Genomic DNA, 20,525 nt, shown 5'->3' on the forward strand with positions numbered 1-20,525 from the left:
GGATCGGTAATATTCGAGCGCTTCGAAAATATAGAATCTGCGGATTATTGTAAAGTGTAAAAGCGGCAATTAAATCGTGGCCCGTCAAATTATCGAGCCACGATGTATAATATATTAAGCAGTGATATATTCGTGCGGGGGATTGTTAAGTAGTGCTAACATATTAGCTAAAAGCACAGGACGGATATTTTCTGTTGTTGCCGTATCAACCCACTGGCACATTTGCGTCATTTCCATCCCGGCATAGCCGCAGGGGTTGATGCGCTGGAAGGGCTTCAAATCCATATTAATGTTCAAAGCCAGCCCGTGAAACGAGCAGCCTTTACGGATACGCAGCCCCAGCGAGCAGATCTTCATCTCGCCCACGTAGACTCCCGGTGCGTCGGCCCGCGGATGCGCATCAATACCGTATTCCGCCAGTGTGTTGACGACCGTTTGCTCAAGCAGAGTGACCAGTTCACGTACGCCCAGCTTTCTGCGTTTGAGGTTCAGGAGAACGTACATCACCTGTTGCCCTGGGCCATGGTACGTAACCTGCCCGCCGCGGTCGCTCTGAATAACCGGGATATCGCCCGTCATCAATAAATGTTCCGCTTTTCCCGCTTGCCCCTGCGTAAACACTGGCAGGTGTTCTACCAGCCAGATTTCATCAGGGGTGGTGTCATCGCGTGAGTCGGTGAAGTCATGCATAGCCTGGGAGACAGGCTCATAAGGTTGCAGCCCGAGATGACGGACAAGAATTTTATCCTGATACAAAACGACGTCTCCGAAGACGAGGGACAAAAGATGAGGGGGAGTATATCACAGCGGGGAGAGGGGTTACCCGGCAAACCGGGTAACCGCAGAGGGACTACAGCACCATACGAACAATTTCGATATTGCCGAGCTCTTCGTACAGCGTCTCAACCTGCTCAATGTGTGTTGCGGTAATGGTAATAGATACCGAGTGGTAGTTGCCCTTGCTGCTTGGTTTTACTGACGGAGAGTAGTCACCCGGCGCATGGCGCTGTACCACTTCAACCACCTGATCAACCAGCTCAGGTTTCGCCAGACCCATTACTTTGTAAGTAAATGGGGTAGGGAATTCAAGCAGTTCGTTAAGTTTGGTTTTCATGTCAGCTCCGGCGTAACGTCAAAAAGAATAACTCCCACGTCAGGTGGGAGTTATCAGGATACTTAGTATATGGGGATCAAAATCACACTTTCAAGTGTTCGATTTTTAGCCAAACCAGTGATGGAACATCAATTTAATGTAATCAATGATTTTGCCGAAGAAATTGCCTTCAGGAATTTCCTGCAGGACAACCAGCGGGCGCTGATCGATAGTTTTGCCATCCAGCTGGAAGTTAATGGTGCCTACAACCTGGTTTTTCTGCAGCGGTGCATGCAGCTCGGTGGTGTTCAGCACGTAGCTGGCTTTCAGGTCTTTCATGCGTCCGCGTGGAATGGTCAGGTACAGATCTTTGTCCACGCCCAGGGAGGCGCGATCGTTATCACCGAACCAGACCGGCTCAGAGGCAAACTCTTTGCCTGCTTTCAGCGGGTTCACGGTTTCGAAGAAACGGAAGCCCCAGGTCAGCAGTTTTTTGCTTTCTGTCTCACGGCCTTTAAAGGTACGACCGCCCATCACGGCAGAGATCAGGCGCATCTGACCTTCGGTAGCAGAGGCGACCAGGTTGTAACCCGCTTTGTCGGTATGACCGGTTTTGATGCCGTCAACGTTCAGGCTGTTATCCCACAGCAGGCCGTTACGGTTGGTCTGACGAATACCGTTGAAGGTAAACTCTTTCTCTTTATAGATGGCGTATTCGTTCGGTACATCGCGGATCAGCGCCTGGCCAATCAGCGCCATATCGCGCGCAGAGCTGTACTGACCCTCCGCATCCAGGCCGTGAACGGTCTGGAAGTGGCTGTTTTTCAGGCCCAGCGCAGAAACGTAGCTGTTCATCAGGCCCACAAACGCATCCTGGCTGCCCGCAGCGAAATCGGCCATGGCGACACAGGCGTCGTTACCGGACTGCAGGTTGATACCACGAATCAGCTGAGAGACAGGAACCTGCATACCCGGTTTCAGGAACATTAAAGAGGAGCCTTTAAAGACCGGGTTCCCGGTTGCCCACGCATCGTTACCGATGGTGACCAGGTCTGTTTCTTTAAATTTACCTGCCTTCATCGCCTGGCCGATAACGTAGCTGGTCATCATTTTCGTCAGGCTGGCCGGATCGCGGCGGGCATCGGCATTCTGTTCTGCCAGAACTTTGCCAGAGTTGTAATCGATCAGGATGTAGGATTCCGCATCGATTTGCGGAACGCCAGGGATCATGGTCTTGATGTTCAGGTCATCGGCGTGAGCTGCGGAGAGCGCAGCAGCGCAAAGGGCCGTGGTCAGCGCCATGCGCTGCACAAAACGAGCAGAAAAAGTGGTCTTCATGGTCAGAACTACGACATCCGTGATGGAATTAAAAAAAGTGCCTTACTATAGCAAATGCTATTCAGGCAGGCATCCGACTTTAAGCATGAGTTTGTGAATGACTTTTACACAAACTGACAATTCGGATGCCGCCGATAAATTACTTCGCTACAGCGATAAATGACTGGAGTTGCGCTTCATTTTGCAGACGCTGCTGCAGGGTCGCTGCCTGCGATTTGCTGGCAAACGGTCCCATCTGAATACGCCACACCGCCCCGTTTTGTTCAACGCGGCCTGGAACGCCAAACTGCTGGCTCAGGCGCTGTTGATACTGCTGCGCGCGGGCCTGATCGCTGACGGCGCCCACCTGAACGACAAAGCCGCCGCTGGAAGCGGCAGCAGGCGCTGCTACCGCTGCGCTCTGGGTCGTTGCCGGAGCGGTGACGGGGGCTGGCTGCTGCGCGACGGGGGCGGCAACAGGCGCCGGGGCAGGTTCACTGCCTTCGAGCACGCCGGAGGCCAGGGTCGTTGGAGCCCCCAGGAAACCGCTACTCTTTACCGGTGCGCCAGTGTTGTCATCGCTTTGCAGCGTGTCGTTGCTGATAGGACGCACTTCGCCTGCTGGCTGAGAAGGCTCGGCCGGCGATGAGACGCTCCCCATGCCACCGTCAAGATTCGGACGATCGGGAAGGGCGTAGGTCTGTTTCGCCACTGTCGTACACGCGGTACCCGGCCCGGAGAGCGAGCCATCCGGTGCCACGATAATGGGGTCGATACGAACCTTGGTATTGTTCGAGGTGTTCAGGCGGTCGGCGGAGGCGCGCGACAGCGAAATCACACGGTCGTTACCGTACGGACCGCGATCGTTAATGCGGACTACGATCATACGGCCATTCGCCAGGTTGGTGATACGCGCGTAGCTTGGGATAGGCAGCGTCGGGTGTGCCGCAGTGAGTTGCGTCGGGTCGAACGCTTCTCCTGATGCCGTCAGGTTGCTCCCGGGTTCCGCATCATAAATGGCGGCGAAACCCGCCTGGCTGAAACGGGAAGGGTCCTGAACGATTTTGTAGCTTTTGCCGTCGCGCTCATAATCCTGATTCGCGCTGGCGTTGAGCGGTTCATAAACGGGATCGGCGCCGCTGATTTCAACGATTGGGCCATTACACACCGCAGGCTGCGGCGGCGCGACGGTTGCCTGTTGCTGACCATCATCACTTGTGCACGCCGCAAGTAAACTTGCCGCAATGCAGATCCCCAGCCACTGCTTACGCATTCCGATCCCCTTATTTTTATACGCTTTTTGACAACATTTTTCTGTGGGTATGGATCGACATCACGATACCAAACCCGGCCATCAACACGATCAGTGCCGAGCCTCCGTAACTCACCAGCGGAAGCGGAACGCCTACAACCGGCAGAATACCACTCACCATACCAATATTTACGAAGACATAAACGAATAAAATCAACATTAACCCGCCCGCCATGACGCGGCCAAAGGTGGTTTGCGCGCGCGCGGCAATCCACAACCCGCGCATAATTAACAGTACATACAGCGCGAGTAAGATCAAGATGCCGACCAGCCCAAGCTCTTCCGCCAGGACCGCAAAGATAAAGTCGGTATGGCGCTCTGGTAAGAACTCGAGCTGCGACTGGGTGCCGTGCAGCCATCCTTTACCGCGCAGGCCACCGGAGCCAATCGCGATCTTGGACTGAATAATATGATAGCCCGCACCCAGCGGATCGGTTTCCGGATCGAGCAGCATCATCACGCGCTGGCGCTGATAATCATGCATCAGGAAGAACCAGAGAATAGGGATGAACGCGGCAACCAGCACCACCGCAATACCAATCAGACGCCAGCTCAGGCCCGACAAGAAGAGAACAAACAGGCCGGAGAGTGCGATGAGGATAGAGGTACCAAGGTCAGGCTGCGCCGCCACCAGCAACGTTGGCAGGAAAATCAATACCAGCGCGATGGCCGTGTTTTTCAGTGATGGCGGACAGACATCGCGGTTGATAAAGCGTGCCACCATCAGTGGAACGGCGATTTTGGCAATTTCCGAGGGCTGGAAGCGAACTACACCCAGATCCAGCCAGCGCTGTGCGCCTTTGGAGATGGCCCCAAAGGCATCTACCGCAACCAGCAAAATAATACAGAAGATGTAGAGATAGGGGGCCCAGCCTTCGTAGACGCGTGGTGGGATCTGCGCCATGACGACCATAATGACCAGCCCCATCGCGATCTGGCCAATCTTGCGCTCCATCATGCCGATGTCCTGGCCGCTGGCGCTCCAGATAACCAGAGCGCTGTAGACCAGCAGAGCCAGCAGGATCAGCAGCATGGCTGGGTCGATGTGGATTTTATCCCACAGCGATTTTTTATTTGGATTATCCGTCATGATTATTGGTCCTCCGCCGCAGCGGCCGCCGGGTTTTCAGCCGGCAGTTCGGTGTTGTTATCACCCAGCATGATGTGGTCGAGGATTTGGCGCATGATGGTGCCCACGGCTGGCCCTGCGCCACCGTTTTCCAGAATCATTGCCACCGCCACCTGCGGGTTATCATAAGGTGCAAATGCCGTCATGAGCTTATGGTCACGCAGTCGTTCGGCAATGCGGTGCGCGTTATAGGTTTCGTTGGCCTTCAGGCCGAAGACCTGCGCCGTACCGGATTTGGCGGCCACTTTATACGGCGCACCGGCGAAATACTTATGCGCGGTACCGTTCGGGCGGTTTGCCACCCCGTACATCCCGTCTTTGGCGATCTCCCAGAAGCCGGAGTGAATATCCCCCACTGGCGGTTCATGCGGCTGGATCCACGGCACTTTTTTGCCCTCTTCAACGGTACTTTGCAGCAGGTGCGGGACTTTCACCACCCCGTCGTTGATGAGGATCATCATCGCTTTGTTCATCTGCAGCGGGGTGGCGGTCCAGTAACCCTGGCCGATACCCACCGGAATGGTATCACCCTGATACCACGGCTTCTTAAAGCGCTTTAGCTTCCACTCGCGGGTTGGCATGTTGCCGGAGCGTTCTTCGGCGAGATCGACCCCGGTGTAATGGCCGTAGCCAAATTTGCTCATCCACTCTGACAGGCGGTCAATACCCATGTCGTACGCCACCTGGTAGAAGAAGGTATCCGCAGACTCTTCCAGCGATTTCGTCACGTTCAGATGACCGTGGCCCCATTTTTTCCAGTCGCGATAGCGTTTCTCTGAACCCGGTAACTGCCACCAGCCCGGGTCAAACAGGCTGGTGTTGCGGTTGATGACACCCGCGCTCAGCGCCGAGACGGCGACGTAAGGTTTCACCGTGGACGCCGGCGGATAGACCCCCTGCGTGGCGCGGTTGACCAGCGGCGTGTTCGGGTCATTAAGCAGGCCGGAGTAGTCCTTACTGGAAATTCCATCGACAAAGAGGTTAGGGTCGTAGCTTGGCATGGAGACCATCGCCAGTATGCCGCCGGTACGCGGATCGGTCACGACAACTGCCGCACGGCTGCCCGCCAGTAAGGTTTCAATATACTGCTGGAGTTTCAGGTCGAGCGTCAGGTAGACGTCATGTCCTGCCTGCGGCGGCACCTCTTTCAGCTGACGAATAACGCGGCCACGGTTGTTAACTTCCACCTCTTCATAGCCGGTCTGCCCGTGCAGGACATCTTCGTAATAGCGTTCAATTCCCAGCTTACCGATATCGTGCGTCGCGGCGTAGTTTGCCAGCTTGCCGTCTTTATCGAGACGCTCAACGTCTTTGTCGTTGATCTTGGAGACGTAGCCGATTACGTGCGTCAGTGCGGAACCGTAAGGGTAGTAGCGACGCTTGTAGCCTTTCACTTCCACACCGGGAAAACGGTACTGGTTGACGGCAAAGCGGGCGACCTGGACTTCCGTCAGGTTGGTTTTAACCGGAATGGAGGTAAAACGGTGAGAACGGGCGCGCTCTTTCTTGAACGCAGCGATATCGTCATCGTTAAGATCGACAACGCTTCGCAATGCTTCCAGCGTATCCTGCACGTTGTCGACTTTTTCCGGCATCATCTCAATCTGGTAGATGGTGCGGTTTAAGGCAAGCGGGGTGCCGTTACGGTCGTAAATAATGCCGCGGCTGGGGGCGATAGGCACCAGCTTGATGCGGTTTTCGTTTGAGCGCGTCTGGTAATCGGTATAGCGGACAATTTGCAGATTATAAAGGTTGGCGATCAGCACGCCGGTAAGCAGCAAAATCCCCGTAAAGGCGACCAGCGCCCGGCGCACAAACAGCGCGGACTCAGCCGTATAGTCGCGAAAAGAATTCTGTAGTTTCATCCGCTGCTTAATCTACCCTGGTCAGTCATTACTCGCGGTGATAGGGGTGGTTGGTAGTAATGCTCCACGCGCGGTACAGGCTTTCTGCCACCAGTACCCGAACGAGCGGGTGGGGAAGCGTCAGCGCGGAGAGAGACCAACTTTGTTCTGCCGCCGCTTTGCAGGCAGGGGACAACCCTTCAGGCCCGCCAATCAACAGACTGACGTCACGACCATCCTGCTTCCAGCGCTCCAGTTCGTGCGCCAGCTGCGGCGTATCCCAGGGCTTGCCTGGAATATCGAGGGTCACGATGCGGTTTTTGCCTGCGGCAGCCAGCATCAGTTCTCCCTCTTTATCAAGAATGCGTTTGATATCCGCGTTCTTGCCGCGCTTTCCGGCGGGGATCTCCACCAGCTCGAACGGCATATCTTTAGGGAAACGACGCAGATATTCAGTAAAACCGGTTTGTACCCAGTCCGGCATTTTGGTGCCGACGGCGACCAGCTGCAACTTCACGCATTAACCCCAGAGTTTTTCCAGCTCATACAGGCGACGGCTCTCTTCCTGCATGACGTGGACAATCACATCGCCAAGATCGACAACCACCCAGTCAGCGGTCGCTTCACCTTCAACACCGAGCGGTAACAGCCCTGCTGCACGTGATTCCTGCACAACATGATCGGCAATTGAAACCACATGGCGAGTAGACGTACCGGTGCAGATGATCATGCAGTCGGTGATGCTGGATTTACCCTTAACGTCGATAGCGATGATGTCCTGACCTTTCAGGTCATCAATTTTGTCGATAACAAAATCCTGGAGTGCTTTACCCTGCAAGTTTTCCCCCTGGGTGAATGAGATTGTGCAACTATGAATTCGTAGCCAGACAGTATACCTGAACTGACGCCCCTGTCGGGACAAATGTCACCGGCCGGGCTTTTGAAGGCGGGTATCATCCCACCCTCCGCCGGAGATTGCATCGCCATTTTTGTAAAACAATTTCTGTAAAGCAATGAGCGGCGGGAAAGTCTGGCAGCGGAGGATAACAGTATGGCTTACTCTGTCAAGGCAGGATAATCAATAAGGCGCTTTTTGTGCGCCCGGATTATGCGTCTGCGCTTTTCTGATACAACCCGTGCGCGTGGATATAGTCCAGCACTGACGATGGCAGGAGATCGTCACAGGCTAAACCGTGCTGAAGCCGGTCGCGAATGATTGTCGCAGAAATATCAAACCACGGCGTCTCCGCCAGATAGATCTTCCCGGCAGGTTGATTATGCAGATCTTCCACATTGTCGGTCAGATGAGCCTCCAGCCACTGCTGATACTGCTCTTCACGCATGGTCAGCGGATAGCCCGGACGGCGGCAGACGAGGAGATGGCTGTTCTCCAGAATGGTTTCATACTGGTGCCAGGTGGGGAAGTTGAGCAGAGAATCCTGGCCGATGATAAAGGCCAGCGGTTTGTCCGGCCCCTGTTCGGCCCGCCACTCCTGTAGCGTTTGCGAGGTCCAGGACGGGGTGTCGCGACGGAGTTCACGCTCGTCCAGGCTGAAGAGCGGTTTATCCGCAATGGCCAGGGCGAGCATCTCTTTTCGCTGCTCGCTGGTGGCCTCAGGCTGAGGCCGATGTGGCGGAACGTTATTGGGCATGATAATCACGCGCTGAAGACCAATCAGATTCGCCAGAATTTCAACCGGTTTCAGATGTCCGTAATGGACCGGGTCAAAGGTGCCACCGTACAGGGCCTGTAGAGAGTGCATGCTATCCATCGATAAATACATCTGCCAGCGCCTTGTGGCAGAGCAGCAGAGAAAGGCTTTCCAGTTCCGCCCAGACGGACTGGCCGTAATCTTGTTTTAACGTGAGCTCTGCGCGCATCAAAAGCTGTACCGCCTGGCGCAGCTGTTCATGGCTCAGACGATTAATGGCCTCGGTGGTCATCGCCCGACGGTTTTGCCAGACACGGTGTTTGTCGAACAACGAACGCAATGGCGTATGAGCAGACTGGCGCTTGAGCGTGATGAGCATCAGCAGTTCACGCTGCAACGTACGCAGCAATATAACCGGTTCGCTACCCTCAAGGCGTAGCTGCTGCAAAATATGCAGGGCACGTTTGCTCTTTGCCATCAGCAGCGCATCAACCCAGTGGAACGGCGTGAAGTGTGCGGCGTCGTTAACCGCCTGCTCCACGCGCGGCAGAGTCAGCTTGCCATCGGGCCAGAGGAGGGCGAGCCGGTCCAGCGCCTGGGCCAACGCCAGCAGGTTGCCTTCATAGCAGTAGCACAGCAGCTGATTCGCTGCGTCGTCCAGTTGCAGGTTATTCTGCTTCGCTCTTGCCGCCACCCATTTCGGCAGATGGGTCTGCTCAGGCGTCTGGCAGGTGACCAGCACGGCATGAGTGGCGAGTTGGGTAAACCACGCGGCGTTTTCCTGCGCTTTGGTGAGCTTGTTGCCACGCACGATTAACAGCAGATCGCTGTGCAACAGGCTGACCAGCGTCGCCAGCTGTTCATTGATGGCCGCGTTCGGACCATTCTCTGGCAGCAGGATCTGGATGGTCTGGCGTGATGCAAAGAGACTCATCGCCTGGCAAAGGGAGAAGAGGGCATTCCAGTCGGTATTGTTATCCAACTGGACGGTGTGGTGTTCATCAAAGCCCTGAGCGGCGGCGGCATGTCGCACGGCATCCAGGCTTTCCTGAAGCAAGAGCGGGTCGTTACCCAGTAGCAGATACGCCGCGCGCAGCCCTTCATTGAGCTGCGCGCGGAGTTGTTCAGGATACAGCCTGATCATCAGTTACCCATGGAGGTAGAAACAGGAGGCGTGTTGGCATCCGGTTTGTCGATGATGTCAGAACCCTGTCTTGTCGTTGCGGCAATGCCTGGCAGCTTACGGATCAGCTGTTCTGCGGCCTTGTCGTACATTTCGTTAATGATAATCTGCTGCTCAGCATCTTTTGCCAGCGCCGTTTGCGGGTTATCAAAGAACGAGCGGTACACTTTGGTATTGATTGGGAAAATGTCTTTACCCGGGATCAATACTGCCGCGTTCACCGTCAGCACCATCTGATATTCCGCAGTACGTCCATCCTGGAAGATCGACGCGGTATCTTTAGCCAGCGATGAGCTTAAGATACGTAATGACGGTACATCCTGGCGCAGGGTGCCTTTTTCGATCAGTTGAACATCGTTCAAACGCAGCTGGTTACGCACTGCCCGGCTGAGTGGACCATTCGGATCCCCTGAGTCGAAAATCATCGTTTTCATCTCAGCGGGCACCGCCGTGGTATTGCGCAGATGCCAGCCACACCCCGCGGTGACCAGCACCGCCAGAGATAAGAGTATTGTTGCCAGTTGTCGCACGTTTCCTCCCGCGCTTAGCCAACGACCAGATTCAGCAGTTTACCTGGTACGTAGATCACTTTACGTACGGTAACGCCCTCAAGATATTTCGCCACCAGATGTTCCTGGCCAGCACGCTCACGAACCTGTTCTTCGGTTGCATCAACGGCGACGGTAATTTTACCGCGTACTTTACCGTTGACCTGTACCACCACCAGCGTGGTGTTTTCCACCATGGCGGATTCATCAGCAACCGGCCACGGCGCGTTGTCGATATCGCCTTCGCCTTTCAGCTCCTGCCACAGGGTGAAGCTGACATGCGGGGTGAACGGGTTCAACATGCGCACGACGGCCAACAGCGCTTCACGCATTAAGGCACGATCCTGCTCGCCTTCCTGCGGTGCTTTCGCCAGCTTGTTCATCAGTTCCATAATAGCCGCAATTGCGGTATTGAAGGTCTGACGACGACCAATATCATCGGTCACTTTTGCAATCGTTTTATGAACATCACGACGCAGCGCCTGCTGATCTTCAGTCAGGGCAGCAACGTTCAGTGCTGGTGCGTCGCCCTGAGCGGTGTGTTCGTAAACCAGTTTCCAGACGCGTTTCAGGAAGCGGTTCGCCCCTTCAACACCGGACTCCTGCCACTCCAGGGTCATGTCTGCCGGAGAGGCAAACATCATGAACAGACGCACGGTATCCGCGCCGTAGCGCTCAACCATCACCTGCGGGTCGATGCCGTTGTTTTTGGACTTGGACATCTTGCTCATGCCGGTATACACCAGCTCATGACCTTCGGCGTCTTTCGCCTTCACGATACGGCCTTTCTCGTCGCGCTCAACAATCGCATCAACCGGAGAGACCCAGTTACGTTCGCCGTTCGCACCCACATAGTAGAACGCATCTGCCAGTACCATGCCCTGACACAGCAGCTGTTTCGCTGGCTCGTCAGAGTTCACCATGCCTGCGTCACGCATCAGCTTGTGGAAGAAGCGGAAGTAGAGCAGGTGCATGATGGCATGTTCAATACCACCGATGTAGATGTCTACCGGCAGCCAGTAGTTTGCCGCGTCGGAATCCAGCATCCCTTCCTGATACTGCGGGCAGGTGTAGCGGGCGTAGTACCAGGAAGACTCCATAAAGGTGTCAAAGGTGTCGGTTTCACGCAGCGCAGGCTGACCGTTAACGGTGGTTTTTGCCCACTCAGGATCGGCTTTGATCGGGCTGGTGATGCCATCCATGACCACATCTTCCGGCAGGATAACCGGGAGCTGATCTTCCGGGGTTGGCATTACGGTGCCGTCTTCCAGCGTGACCATCGGGATTGGCGCACCCCAGTAACGCTGACGGGAAACGCCCCAGTCGCGCAGGCGGTAGTTCACTTTACGCTCGCCCACGCCCAGCGATGCCAGTTTGTCGGCGATGGCGTTGAAACCCTCTTCGAAGCTCAGGCCGCTGAACTCACCAGAGTTAAACAGCGTGCCTTTTTCCGTCAGTGCTTGCTCAGACAGGTCAGGTTCAGAGCCGTCAGCCGCCAGAATAACGGCTTTGATCGGCAGGTTGTATTTGGTGGCAAATTCATAGTCGCGCTGGTCGTGACCCGGAACAGCCATCACGGCACCGGTACCGTATTCCATCAGCACGAAGTTTGCTGCCCAGACCGGAATCGCTTCGCCAGTCAGTGGGTGCTTCGCATAGAAGCCCGTGGCAACGCCTTTCTTCTCCATGGTCGCCATGTCGGCTTCTGCCACTTTCGTGTTGCGGCATTCGTCGATAAAGGTAGCCAGCTCCGGGTTATTTTCGGCAGCTTTCTGCGCCAGCGGGTGACCTGCGGCCACGGCCAGATAGGTCGCGCCCATGAAGGTATCAGGACGGGTAGTGTAGACGGTCAGAGTCTGATCGTAGTTCTCAACGTTGAAGGTGATCTCCACGCCTTCAGAACGGCCGATCCAGTTGCGCTGCATGGTCTTAACGGTATCCGGCCAGTGGTCCAGCGTGTCCAGATCGTTCAGCAGTTCGTCAGCGTAAGCGGTGATTTTGATAAACCACTGTGGGATCTCTTTACGCTCAACTTTGGTGTCGCAGCGCCAGCAGCAGCCGTCGATAACCTGTTCGTTCGCGAGAACGGTCTGGTCGTTCGGGCACCAGTTAACTGCAGACGTCTTCTTATAGACCAGGCCTTTTTTGTACAGCTCGGTGAAGAACTTCTGTTCCCAGCGGTAGTATTCCGGGGTACAGGTCGCCAGCTCGCGGCTCCAGTCATAGCCAAAGCCCAGCATTTTGAGCTGGTTTTTCATGTACGCGATGTTGTCGTACGTCCACGGCGCTGGCGCCGTATTGTTTTTGACCGCCGCGCCTTCAGCAGGCAGACCGAATGCATCCCAGCCGATTGGCTGCAGCACGTTTTTGCCCAGCATACGCTGGTAGCGTGCAATCACATCACCGATGGTGTAGTTACGCACGTGGCCCATGTGTAGTCGACCAGAAGGATAGGGAAGCATCGACAGGCAGTAATACTTCTCTTTGCTCTCGTCTTCGGTTACTTCAAAGGTACGCTTCTCGTCCCAGTGTTGCTGGACTTTTGATTCTATCTCTTCCGGGCGGTATTGCTCTTGCATGGCAGCCAGTGGTCCTGTTTTCAATACAGCTACAAATGTAGCCAATGGATGTGGTATTTCAGATCCGCATAGCATAGCCCAAACGTCCGCGTCAAAACAGCCTTTCGCACAAATGCGCTTTGCAGGAATTTACCGGGTCTGTGGTTCACCTGACAAAGCGGCGATGAAATAAGGTCTATTATTAGAAATAGTTACTTACCCGGGAGGCAAAATGATGAACAAGGTTGCTCAATTTTACCGCGAACTGGTGGCAACACTGACGGAACGGCTGCGTAACGGCGAGCGAGATATCGACGCGCTGGTGGAACAGGCGCGTGCGCGCGTGACGCAAACGGGTGAGTTAACGCGAACCGAAGTGGAAGAGGTGACGCGCGCCGTGCGTCGTGACCTCGAAGAGTTCGCGCGCAGTTACCAGGAGAGCCAGGACGAGGTGACCGACAGCGTATTTATGCGGGTGATCAAGGAGAGCCTCTGGCAGGAGCTGGCGGATATTACCGATAAAACACAGCTGGAGTGGCGTGAAGTCTTTCAGGATCTGAATCATCACGGCGTGTACCACAGCGGTGAAGTGGTGGGGCTGGGAAATCTGGTCTGTGAGAAATGCCATCACCATATTGCCGTTTATACGCCGGAGGTGCTGTCACTCTGTCCGAAGTGCGGGCACGATCAGTTCCAGCGTCGGCCGTTTGAGCCCTAGGTAAAAGCAAAACGGCAACCACGTTGCCGTTTTTAGTGTTTGCTCCCTCTCCCCGTGGGAGAGGGTTGGGGTGAGGGCATCAGGCCGCACTATAGTATGCGAGCCTCTCCGCCAGCAAACCCACAAACGCCTGCCGATCGATATCCACCATTAGCGTGGTATTCGGTTTATTGCCCGTCAGCGAATAGTAATCCACCACCGTCATCCCCTGGGTGTATTTCCCCTGGGTCTCCACACCAACCCAGCGCTCTACCGTGGTAAACATCTCAGGCTTCAGCAGCCAGGCAATGGTGCACGGGTCATGCAGCGGCGCGCCGTGGAATCCCCATTTCTCGACTTTGTGATATTCCATAAAGAAGTCGAGCAGCTCGGCCACGGTCGTGGCAACCGGGTTGCCAATCGCACGAAAACGCTCGATGTCATTCGCCATAATCTGCGCCCGGTGGGTAACATCCAGCCCGGCCATCACAATCGGCAAGCCCGACTGGAAGACGATCTCCGCCGCTTCCGGGTCGACAAAGATGTTGAACTCCGCCGCAGGCGTCCAGTTACCCAGCCCCATGGCTCCGCCCATAATCACGATACGGGCAATTTTGCTGTGCAGTTCAGGATGGCTGTTCAGCAGCAGCGCAACGTTGGTTTGCGGGCCCGTTGCTACCAGCGTGACGGGTTCAGCACTCTCGCGTAGTACCTTTGCCATCAGCTCCACGGCGGTACAGGATTGCGGGGCGAAACCCGGTTCCGGCAGTGCCGGGCCGTCCAGGCCGCTTTCTCCGTGTACGTTGTCGGCAATGATCAGTTCACGCATCAGCGGTTTGACCGCGCCACCGGCCACGGGAATATCGGGGCGCTTTAGCAAGGTCAGCATACGCAGGACGTTGCGCAGGGTTTTATCCGGCGTCTGGTTGCCGGCAGATGAGGTAACAGCTTTGACTTCAAGTTCAGGGGAGGCAAGTGCAAGGACGAGGGCAATCGCGTCATCATGACCCGGATCGCAATCGAAAATAATAGGCTGTGCCATAGCGTTCTCCATACGTAGCGTTATTTTGTGACAAGGTTAACGCTGCAATGTGACGCCGACGAGAAGCAGAGATTGAAAGCGTGAGACAGTGCGCAATCCGAAGATTGCGCACTGAGAAGATTAATGCAGGATTTTAGCCAGGAAGTCTTTAGCGCGTTCGGATTTCGGGTTGGCGAAGAACTCTTCTTTCGGCGAGTCTTCAACGATCTTGCCTTCATCCATAAAGATCACGCGGTTTGCCACTTTGCGGGCGAAGCCCATTTCGTGGGTCACCACCATCATGGTCATCCCTTCGTGGGCCAGTTCAACCATGACGTCCAGCACTTCGTTGATCATTTCGGGATCGAGTGCGGAGGTCGGTTCGTCGAACAGCATTGCCACCGGATCCATACACAGTGCGCGAGCAATCGCCACACGCTGCTGTTGGCCCCCGGAAAGCTGTGCCGGGAACTTATCGGCGTGCGCAGAAAGCCCCACGCGATCCAGAAGCTTCAGCCCTTTCTCACGCGCCGCTTTTTTGTCACGCTTAAGCACTTTCACCTGCGCCAGCGTCAGGTTCTCGATGATGGAGAGGTGAGGGAACAGTTCAAAATGCTGGAACACCATCCCTACGTGGGAGCGAAGCTGGGCAAGGTTGGTTTTCTTGTCGTTCACTTTGGTGCCGTTAACAACAATTTCACCCTGCTGCACAGGCTCCAGACCATTAACCGTTTTGATCAGCGTCGATTTACCGGAACCGGACGGCCCGCACACTACCACCACATCACCTTTTTTGACTTCGGTGGAGCAGTCGGTCAGCACCTGAAAGTGCCCATACCATTTAGAAACATTTTTCAGGGAAATCATTATACCGTCCTTTTCTTCAGCCAACTGACCAACAGCGACGCGCTTAAACTAATCACAAAATAGACCGCACCTGCGAAGAGCACCATCTCAACCTGCGTACCATCGCGTTCACCGATGGTGGACGCGGTACGGAAGAAGTCTGCCAGGCTCAGGACATATACCAGAGAGGTATCCTGGAACAGAACGATGCCCTGGGTCAGCAGGAGGGGAACCATGGCGCGAAACGCCTGCGGCAGAATAATGAGTTGCATGGACTGCCAGTGGGTCATCCCCAGCGCCAGCGCCGCGCTGGACTGCCCGCGTGAGATACTCTGTATGCCCGCACGGATGATCTCGGAATAGTAAGCGGCCTCAAACATGGAGAACGCAACCATCGCGGAAATCAGGCGGATATCGGTTTTCGGTGACAGTCCCAGAACGTTTTGCAGGAATCCGGGAACAATCAGGTAAAACCACAGCAGCACCATCACCAGCGGGATAGAGCGGAAAACATTAACGTAGGCAGTGGCAAACCAGGCGAGCGGTTTAAAGCTCGACAGGCGCATTACCGCCAGCAGGGTGCCCCAGACGATACCGACGATGATGGCGATCGCCGTGATTTTTAAGGTGATCACCAGGCCATCCAGCAGGTACGGTATGGAAGGAACAATGGAACTCCAGTCAAATTCGTACATTATTTGCCCCCCAGATTGCCCGGCAGGCGAATTTTGCGTTCAACCAGGTTCATCACCAGCATGATGAAAGCGTTAATCAGAACATACGCGAGCGTAATTGCCGTGAAGGATTCCCACGCGTGGGCGGAATAATCCAGCAGTTTACCCGCCTGTGCCGCCATATCGACCAGACCGATCGTGGAGGCGATGGCCGAGTTTTTGACCAGGTTCATCATCTCTGAGGTCATCGGTGGAACAATGACGCGGTAGGCGTTAGGCAGCAGGACGTAGCGGTAGGTTTGCGGTAGCGTTAACCCCATCGCCAGACCCGCGTTCTTTTGTCCACGCGGCAGCGACTGAATAGCGGCGCGTACCTGCTCGCACACGCGCGCGGCGGTAAACAGCCCCAGACACATCATCGAGGAGACAAAGAACTGTACGTTAGGATCCAGTTCCGACTTGAACCACATGCCAATATTTTCCGGCAGCAGTTCAGGAACGACCAGATACCAGGTAAAGAACTGCACGATCAGCGGAACGTTACGGAACAGTTCCACATACAGCGTGCCGATAGAAGAGAGAAAACGGTTAGGGACGGTGCGCAGAATACCGAACAGTGAACCGACAAGGAACGCAATAATCCACGCCGTTATCGATAACGCAACGGTAACCTGAAAGCCGCTCCACAGCCAGCCAAGATAGGTTGTGTTGCCGAACGGGGCTTGTTGCAGAAATATGCCCCAGTTCCAGTCTATTGACATAATAAACTCCAGAAAAAAAAGGGTAGCAGCGCTACCCTCGAAGATTGGTGAGAAGCTCATTTTTCGCGCTGAGTGGGGAACGACCACTCAACGTATAGTCTGTCCATGCTTCCCGACAATCGAGAGGGCAGGAGATCCCGCCCCTGTAGTTCTAATTAGTTAAGAGCCTTGTCATTTGGTGATTTGAACAGTGCTTTCATGTCGTCAGACAGTTCAAAGTTCATGTTGAGATTTTTGGGTGGAATTGGGTTTTTGAACCATTTGTCGAACCATTTTTCCGCTTCACCGGAGGTTTGCACCTGGGCGATGGTGTCATCGATCAGCTTCTTAAACTGCGGATCGTCTTTACGCAGCATACAGCCGTAGGCTTCTTTCGACTGGGCGGTACCAACGATATCCCAGTTGTCCGGTTTCTTCGCTTTTGCACGTTCGCCAGCCAGCAGAGCATCATCCATCATAAACGCGACGGCACGGCCACTTTCCAGCGTACGGAAGGAGTCACCATGGTCTTTCGCGCTGATGATGCGCATATCCATTTTCTTCTCGTCGTTCAGCTTGTGCAGCAGCACTTCTGAGGTTGTCCCGGAGGTCACAACAACGGCTTTGCCTTTCAGGTCAGCAAAATCTTTGATGTCGCCGCCTTTTTTGGTCAGCAGACGGGTCCCCACCACAAAGATGGTGTCGGAGAAGGCGGCCTGTTTCTGACGCTCCAGGTTGTTGGTGGTGGAGCCACACTCAAAATCGAAGGTGCCGTTTTGCAGCAGTGGGATACGGTTCTGCGAGGTGATTGGAATCAGTTTTACCTGCAGGTCGGGTTTGTTCAGCTTTTTCTTCACGGCCTCAACGATGGCGTTAGAGTAGTCCTGTGAATAGCCCACGACTTTTTGCGTGTTGTCGTAGTAAGAGAACGGGACAGAAGATTCACGGTGGCCGACCACGATCACGCCGTTTTTGGCAATCTTGTCGAGAGTGCTGCCGGCTGCCGGCGCGTCTTCAGCGTGTACAACGCCTGCGGACATCCCCATTACCAGCATTGCTGTGGCCAGTTTACGTAATTGCATACCCAACTCCTTTCTTATCAGCGTCAGTGACGCATTGATACCCATTGTGATGTTGTTATATCTCGCGCTATGCGAGTGCAGTGTTATGCAAGCTTGTTAACATTTAGTCTGGCTTAATGTAAAGATTTTGCTGCGTTATTGTTTATTTTTGCGAAGCGCGCCGCACCATTCCGAGGCAGAAATCTCTCGTTGCACCGTTTCGGTGCTACCGGCGATCTATGCTGGTGCGACAAGGTTGCACACGAAGCCAAACTGCGTTTACCTGAATAAACAAAGCAATAGGCGTGCCAGAATTGAAATTTGGGAGGGAACTGTCGGGTGGCGGCTACGCCTTACCCGACCGACGAAGCGAAATGTAGGCCGGGGAAGCGTCAGCGCCACCCGGCAACAGAAGGTAAGATTAGCGACGACGCTGACGAAGGCTCATCAGCACAGCCCCAAAGCCAAACAGGGCGGTCAGGATCCACAGCGGCCAGTTGCCGGTGCGGGCATATGGCGTCAGGCCGCTTGTCGGCGTGACTTTAGCCGTCAACACTTCGCGCGTAAACTGCGGGATCATGGCCTGAATTTCTCCCCGCGGTCCAATCACGGCGGTGATGCCATTGTTGGTGCTGCGCAACAGCGGACGCGCCAGCTCCAGTGAACGCATCCGCGCCATCTGGAAGTGCTGCCACGGACCAATCGACTTACCGAACCAGGCATCATTAGAGATGGTCAGCAGGAAGTCCGTATCCGGACGGAAGTTGTCGCGCACCTGTTCACCGAGGATGATCTCGTAGCAAATGGCCGCCGTCAGGGCAAAGCCGTGTGCATGCAGCTGCGGCTGCACATACGGCCCCCGACTGAAGGAGGACATTGGCAGGTCAAAGAACGGTGCCAGCGGACGCAGTATCGATTCCAGCGGAACAAACTCGCCAAACGGAACAAGGTGATTCTTGTTATACCGGTCAGTCGAGGTGTAGCTGTACTCGCTGTCTTTGCCGAGCGTAATGATGGCGTTGTAGGTATCGTAGCGGTTCTGCTGATTCAGACGCGCATCCACAATCCCGGTGATCAGCGTACTGCCGCGCGCGCGCAGCAGATCGTTCATCATGTTGAGAAACGGCTGCTGGTTAATTTCCAGATCCGGAATGGCAGATTCAGGCCAGATGATCAGCTGTGATTTACCCATCACCTCTTCAGTGGCGTTGGCGTAAATTTTTAGCGTGTTCAGCAACTCTTTTTCATCCCACTTCATCGCCTGCGGAATATTTCCCTGCACCATCGATACCTGTGTGGCGCGCTCTGGCATCAGGGTATACCACTGGATATAACGCAGCGGGAAGGGCAGAGCGAAAAGAACCAGCGCCACCACCAGTGGTTTCCAGTTACGCGTGACCAGCGCCAGCACCAGCAGGCCGCTCACCACCATCAGCAGGAAGTTAATGGCTTCAACGCCCATTACTGGCGCCAGACCTTTCAGCGGGCCGTCAATCTGGCTGTAGCCAAACTGCAGCCACGGGAAGCCGGTCAGCACCCAGCCGCGCAGAAACTCGGTGATCTGCCAGACCACGGGAGCCGCAATGGCAACGCGCAGCCAGCTGGTTTTAGGCCACAGGCGGGAGAGAATGCCCGCAAACAGACCGGTGTAGAGCGAGAGATAGGCGGCCAGCAGAACCACAAGGAAAACGTTAACCGGCCCCGGCATACCCCCAAACTGAGCGATGCTGACATAGACCCAGTTGATACCTGTGCCGAACAGGCCCAGTCCCCAGAAGTAGCCGATGGCTGCGGCCTGAACGGGACGACGATTCAGGGTTAACCCCTGTAACCCCATCAGGGAGAGAATGGCCGCCGGCCAGATATCGTAAGGAGAAAAAGCCAGCGTACCGCTGGCTCCGAGTAACAGCGCCAGCAGCAAACGGACGCGCTGGCGTTCAAGCAGTGGGGCAAATGCCATTTACATTAATCTTCCAGTTTTGGCACCGGTGAGTCGTCCGGCGTTCTGACATGAACCTGTATAATACGTCGGCTGTCGGCCATCGCCACTTTGAACTGGTAACCATCGATGTCAACGGTTTCGCCGCGGGCAGGAAGATGACCAAAGGCCTGCATCACCAGCCCACCAATGGTATCCACCTCTTCATCGCTGAAGTGGGTGCCGAAGGCGTCGTTGAAATCCTCAATGGAGGCCAGGGCGCGAACGGTCCACGTATGGCGGCTAAGCTGACGGAAGTCGATATCTTCTTCTTCGTCATACTCGTCTTCGATCTCGCCCACGATCAGCTCAAGAATATCCTCGATCGTGACAAGGCCTGACACGCCGCCAAATTCATCAATCACAATCGCCATGTGGTAACGCTGGGAGCGAAACTCTTTCAGCATCCGATCCACACGTTTACTTTCCGGCACAACCACGGCCTGGCGTAACACTTTTTCCATGCTGAAGGCTTCGGCATCGCTGCGCATAAACGGCAGCAGATCTTTGGCCATCAAAATCCCTTCGATGTGATCTTTGTCTTCGCTGATGACCGGGAAACGGGAGTGAGCGGATTCGATAATCACATCGAGGCATTCATCGAGGCTCTGGTTACGTTTCAGGGTAATCATTTGCGAGCGGGGGATCATGATATCGCGAACGCGCTGGTCGGCGATGTCCATTACCCCTTCGAGCATTTCGCGCGTATCTTCGTCGATAAGATCGTTTTGCCCGGAATCACGAATCAGCTCCAGCAGTTCATCACGGTTTTTGGGCTCACCATGGAAAAGCTGGCTCAGAATGAGGGAGAAAAATCCCTTTTTACTGTTTGTCGTGTCGCTACTGTGTGAATTGTCGTCGCTCATGGCGTT

The 20,525-nt window shown here is 55.0% G+C and carries 20 protein-coding genes; 1 reads left to right on the top strand and 19 read right to left on the bottom strand.

All coding sequences use genetic code 11. The features are described 5' to 3' along the window. Positions 1 to 114: 114 nt before the first annotated feature. The 12 genes from lipB to leuS form a co-directional block, all read right to left on the bottom strand. Complete coding sequence (gene lipB / locus AX755_RS11985; RefSeq protein WP_013097593.1) at positions 115 to 756, bottom strand: lipoyl(octanoyl) transferase LipB; 642 nt, start codon at positions 754 to 756, stop codon at positions 115 to 117. A 94-nt stretch (positions 757 to 850) separates the two neighbouring features. After that, positions 851 to 1,114, bottom strand: a complete 264-nt coding sequence (gene ybeD / locus AX755_RS11990; protein WP_003858718.1) for a DUF493 family protein YbeD — start codon at positions 1,112 to 1,114, stop codon at positions 851 to 853. 105 nt (positions 1,115 to 1,219) lie between these two features. Next, positions 1,220 to 2,431, bottom strand: coding sequence for a D-alanyl-D-alanine carboxypeptidase DacA (dacA, locus tag AX755_RS11995; protein WP_013097592.1), 1,212 nt, complete (start codon positions 2,429 to 2,431; stop codon positions 1,220 to 1,222). Positions 2,432 to 2,570: 139 nt separating this feature from the next. Then, positions 2,571 to 3,683: an endolytic peptidoglycan transglycosylase RlpA gene (gene rlpA / locus AX755_RS12000; protein ID WP_062856830.1), complete on the bottom strand. Its 1,113-nt coding sequence runs from the start codon at positions 3,681 to 3,683 to the stop codon at positions 2,571 to 2,573. A 16-nt stretch (positions 3,684 to 3,699) separates the two neighbouring features. Further along, positions 3,700 to 4,812 carry a peptidoglycan glycosyltransferase MrdB gene (gene mrdB / locus AX755_RS12005; protein WP_013097590.1) on the bottom strand — a complete coding sequence of 371 codons (1,113 nt, stop codon included), beginning with the start codon at positions 4,810 to 4,812 and terminating at the stop codon, positions 3,700 to 3,702. Between the two features lie 2 nt (positions 4,813 to 4,814). Beyond that, positions 4,815 to 6,716: a peptidoglycan DD-transpeptidase MrdA gene (mrdA, locus tag AX755_RS12010; protein ID WP_013097589.1), complete on the bottom strand. Its 1,902-nt coding sequence runs from the start codon at positions 6,714 to 6,716 to the stop codon at positions 4,815 to 4,817. Positions 6,717 to 6,744: 28 nt separating this feature from the next. Further along, on the bottom strand, positions 6,745 to 7,212 hold the full coding sequence (gene rlmH, locus AX755_RS12015; protein ID WP_003858701.1) for a 23S rRNA (pseudouridine(1915)-N(3))-methyltransferase RlmH: 468 nt from the start codon (positions 7,210 to 7,212) through the stop codon (positions 6,745 to 6,747). A 3-nt stretch (positions 7,213 to 7,215) separates the two neighbouring features. Further along, entirely contained in the window at positions 7,216 to 7,533 is a 318-nt protein-coding gene (rsfS, locus tag AX755_RS12020; RefSeq protein WP_003858696.1) for a ribosome silencing factor, read from the bottom strand. A 268-nt stretch (positions 7,534 to 7,801) separates the two neighbouring features. Beyond that, the gene (nadD, locus tag AX755_RS12025; protein WP_020685664.1) at positions 7,802 to 8,467 is read right to left on the bottom strand and encodes a nicotinate-nucleotide adenylyltransferase; all 666 of its coding nucleotides are present in this window, start codon (positions 8,465 to 8,467) and stop codon (positions 7,802 to 7,804) included. Beyond that, entirely contained in the window at positions 8,460 to 9,491 is a 1,032-nt protein-coding gene (gene holA, locus AX755_RS12030) for a DNA polymerase III subunit delta (protein ID WP_040020609.1), read from the bottom strand. The genes nadD and holA overlap by 8 nt, the downstream gene beginning before the upstream one ends. Further along, the gene (lptE, locus tag AX755_RS12035) at positions 9,491 to 10,060 is read right to left on the bottom strand and encodes an LPS assembly lipoprotein LptE (RefSeq protein WP_028028133.1); all 570 of its coding nucleotides are present in this window, start codon (positions 10,058 to 10,060) and stop codon (positions 9,491 to 9,493) included. The genes holA and lptE overlap by 1 nt, the downstream gene beginning before the upstream one ends. Before the next feature lie 14 nt (positions 10,061 to 10,074). Continuing rightward, the gene (gene leuS / locus AX755_RS12040) at positions 10,075 to 12,657 is read right to left on the bottom strand and encodes a leucine--tRNA ligase (RefSeq protein ID WP_020685667.1); all 2,583 of its coding nucleotides are present in this window, start codon (positions 12,655 to 12,657) and stop codon (positions 10,075 to 10,077) included. Positions 12,658 to 12,871: 214 nt separating this feature from the next. On the opposite strand from leuS, the gene AX755_RS12045 reads away from it, so the two are divergent. Further along, entirely contained in the window at positions 12,872 to 13,354 is a 483-nt protein-coding gene (locus tag AX755_RS12045; protein ID WP_014831082.1) for a zinc ribbon-containing protein, read from the top strand. A 79-nt stretch (positions 13,355 to 13,433) separates the two neighbouring features. On the opposite strand, the gene rihA is transcribed toward AX755_RS12045, so the two are convergent. From rihA to corC, 7 genes are all read right to left on the bottom strand, one after another. Beyond that, the gene (rihA, locus tag AX755_RS12050) at positions 13,434 to 14,375 is read right to left on the bottom strand and encodes a pyrimidine-specific ribonucleoside hydrolase RihA (RefSeq protein ID WP_062856831.1); all 942 of its coding nucleotides are present in this window, start codon (positions 14,373 to 14,375) and stop codon (positions 13,434 to 13,436) included. Positions 14,376 to 14,495: 120 nt separating this feature from the next. Then, on the bottom strand, positions 14,496 to 15,221 hold the full coding sequence (locus AX755_RS12055; protein WP_014831084.1) for an amino acid ABC transporter ATP-binding protein: 726 nt from the start codon (positions 15,219 to 15,221) through the stop codon (positions 14,496 to 14,498). Then, positions 15,221 to 15,895: a glutamate/aspartate ABC transporter permease GltK gene (gene gltK, locus AX755_RS12060; protein WP_062856832.1), complete on the bottom strand. Its 675-nt coding sequence runs from the start codon at positions 15,893 to 15,895 to the stop codon at positions 15,221 to 15,223. Before gltK ends, AX755_RS12055 begins: the two co-directional genes overlap by 1 nt. Next, positions 15,895 to 16,635: an amino acid ABC transporter permease gene (locus tag AX755_RS12065; RefSeq protein WP_013097579.1), complete on the bottom strand. Its 741-nt coding sequence runs from the start codon at positions 16,633 to 16,635 to the stop codon at positions 15,895 to 15,897. Before AX755_RS12065 ends, gltK begins: the two co-directional genes overlap by 1 nt. A 155-nt stretch (positions 16,636 to 16,790) precedes the next feature. Beyond that, positions 16,791 to 17,696, bottom strand: a complete 906-nt coding sequence (locus AX755_RS12070; protein ID WP_014883004.1) for an amino acid ABC transporter substrate-binding protein — start codon at positions 17,694 to 17,696, stop codon at positions 16,791 to 16,793. A 400-nt stretch (positions 17,697 to 18,096) separates the two neighbouring features. Then, positions 18,097 to 19,635 (bottom strand): apolipoprotein N-acyltransferase, encoded by a 1,539-nt coding sequence (lnt, locus tag AX755_RS12075; RefSeq protein ID WP_062856833.1) that lies wholly within the window; start codon positions 19,633 to 19,635, stop codon positions 18,097 to 18,099. A 5-nt stretch (positions 19,636 to 19,640) separates the two neighbouring features. Continuing rightward, on the bottom strand, positions 19,641 to 20,519 hold the full coding sequence (corC, locus tag AX755_RS12080) for a CNNM family magnesium/cobalt transport protein CorC (RefSeq protein WP_013097576.1): 879 nt from the start codon (positions 20,517 to 20,519) through the stop codon (positions 19,641 to 19,643). Positions 20,520 to 20,525: the final 6 nt, after the last annotated feature.

Origin of the sequence: Enterobacter sp. SENG-6, from assembly GCF_001605945.1 — a bacterium.
Taxonomy (GTDB): domain Bacteria; phylum Pseudomonadota; class Gammaproteobacteria; order Enterobacterales; family Enterobacteriaceae; genus Enterobacter; species Enterobacter cloacae.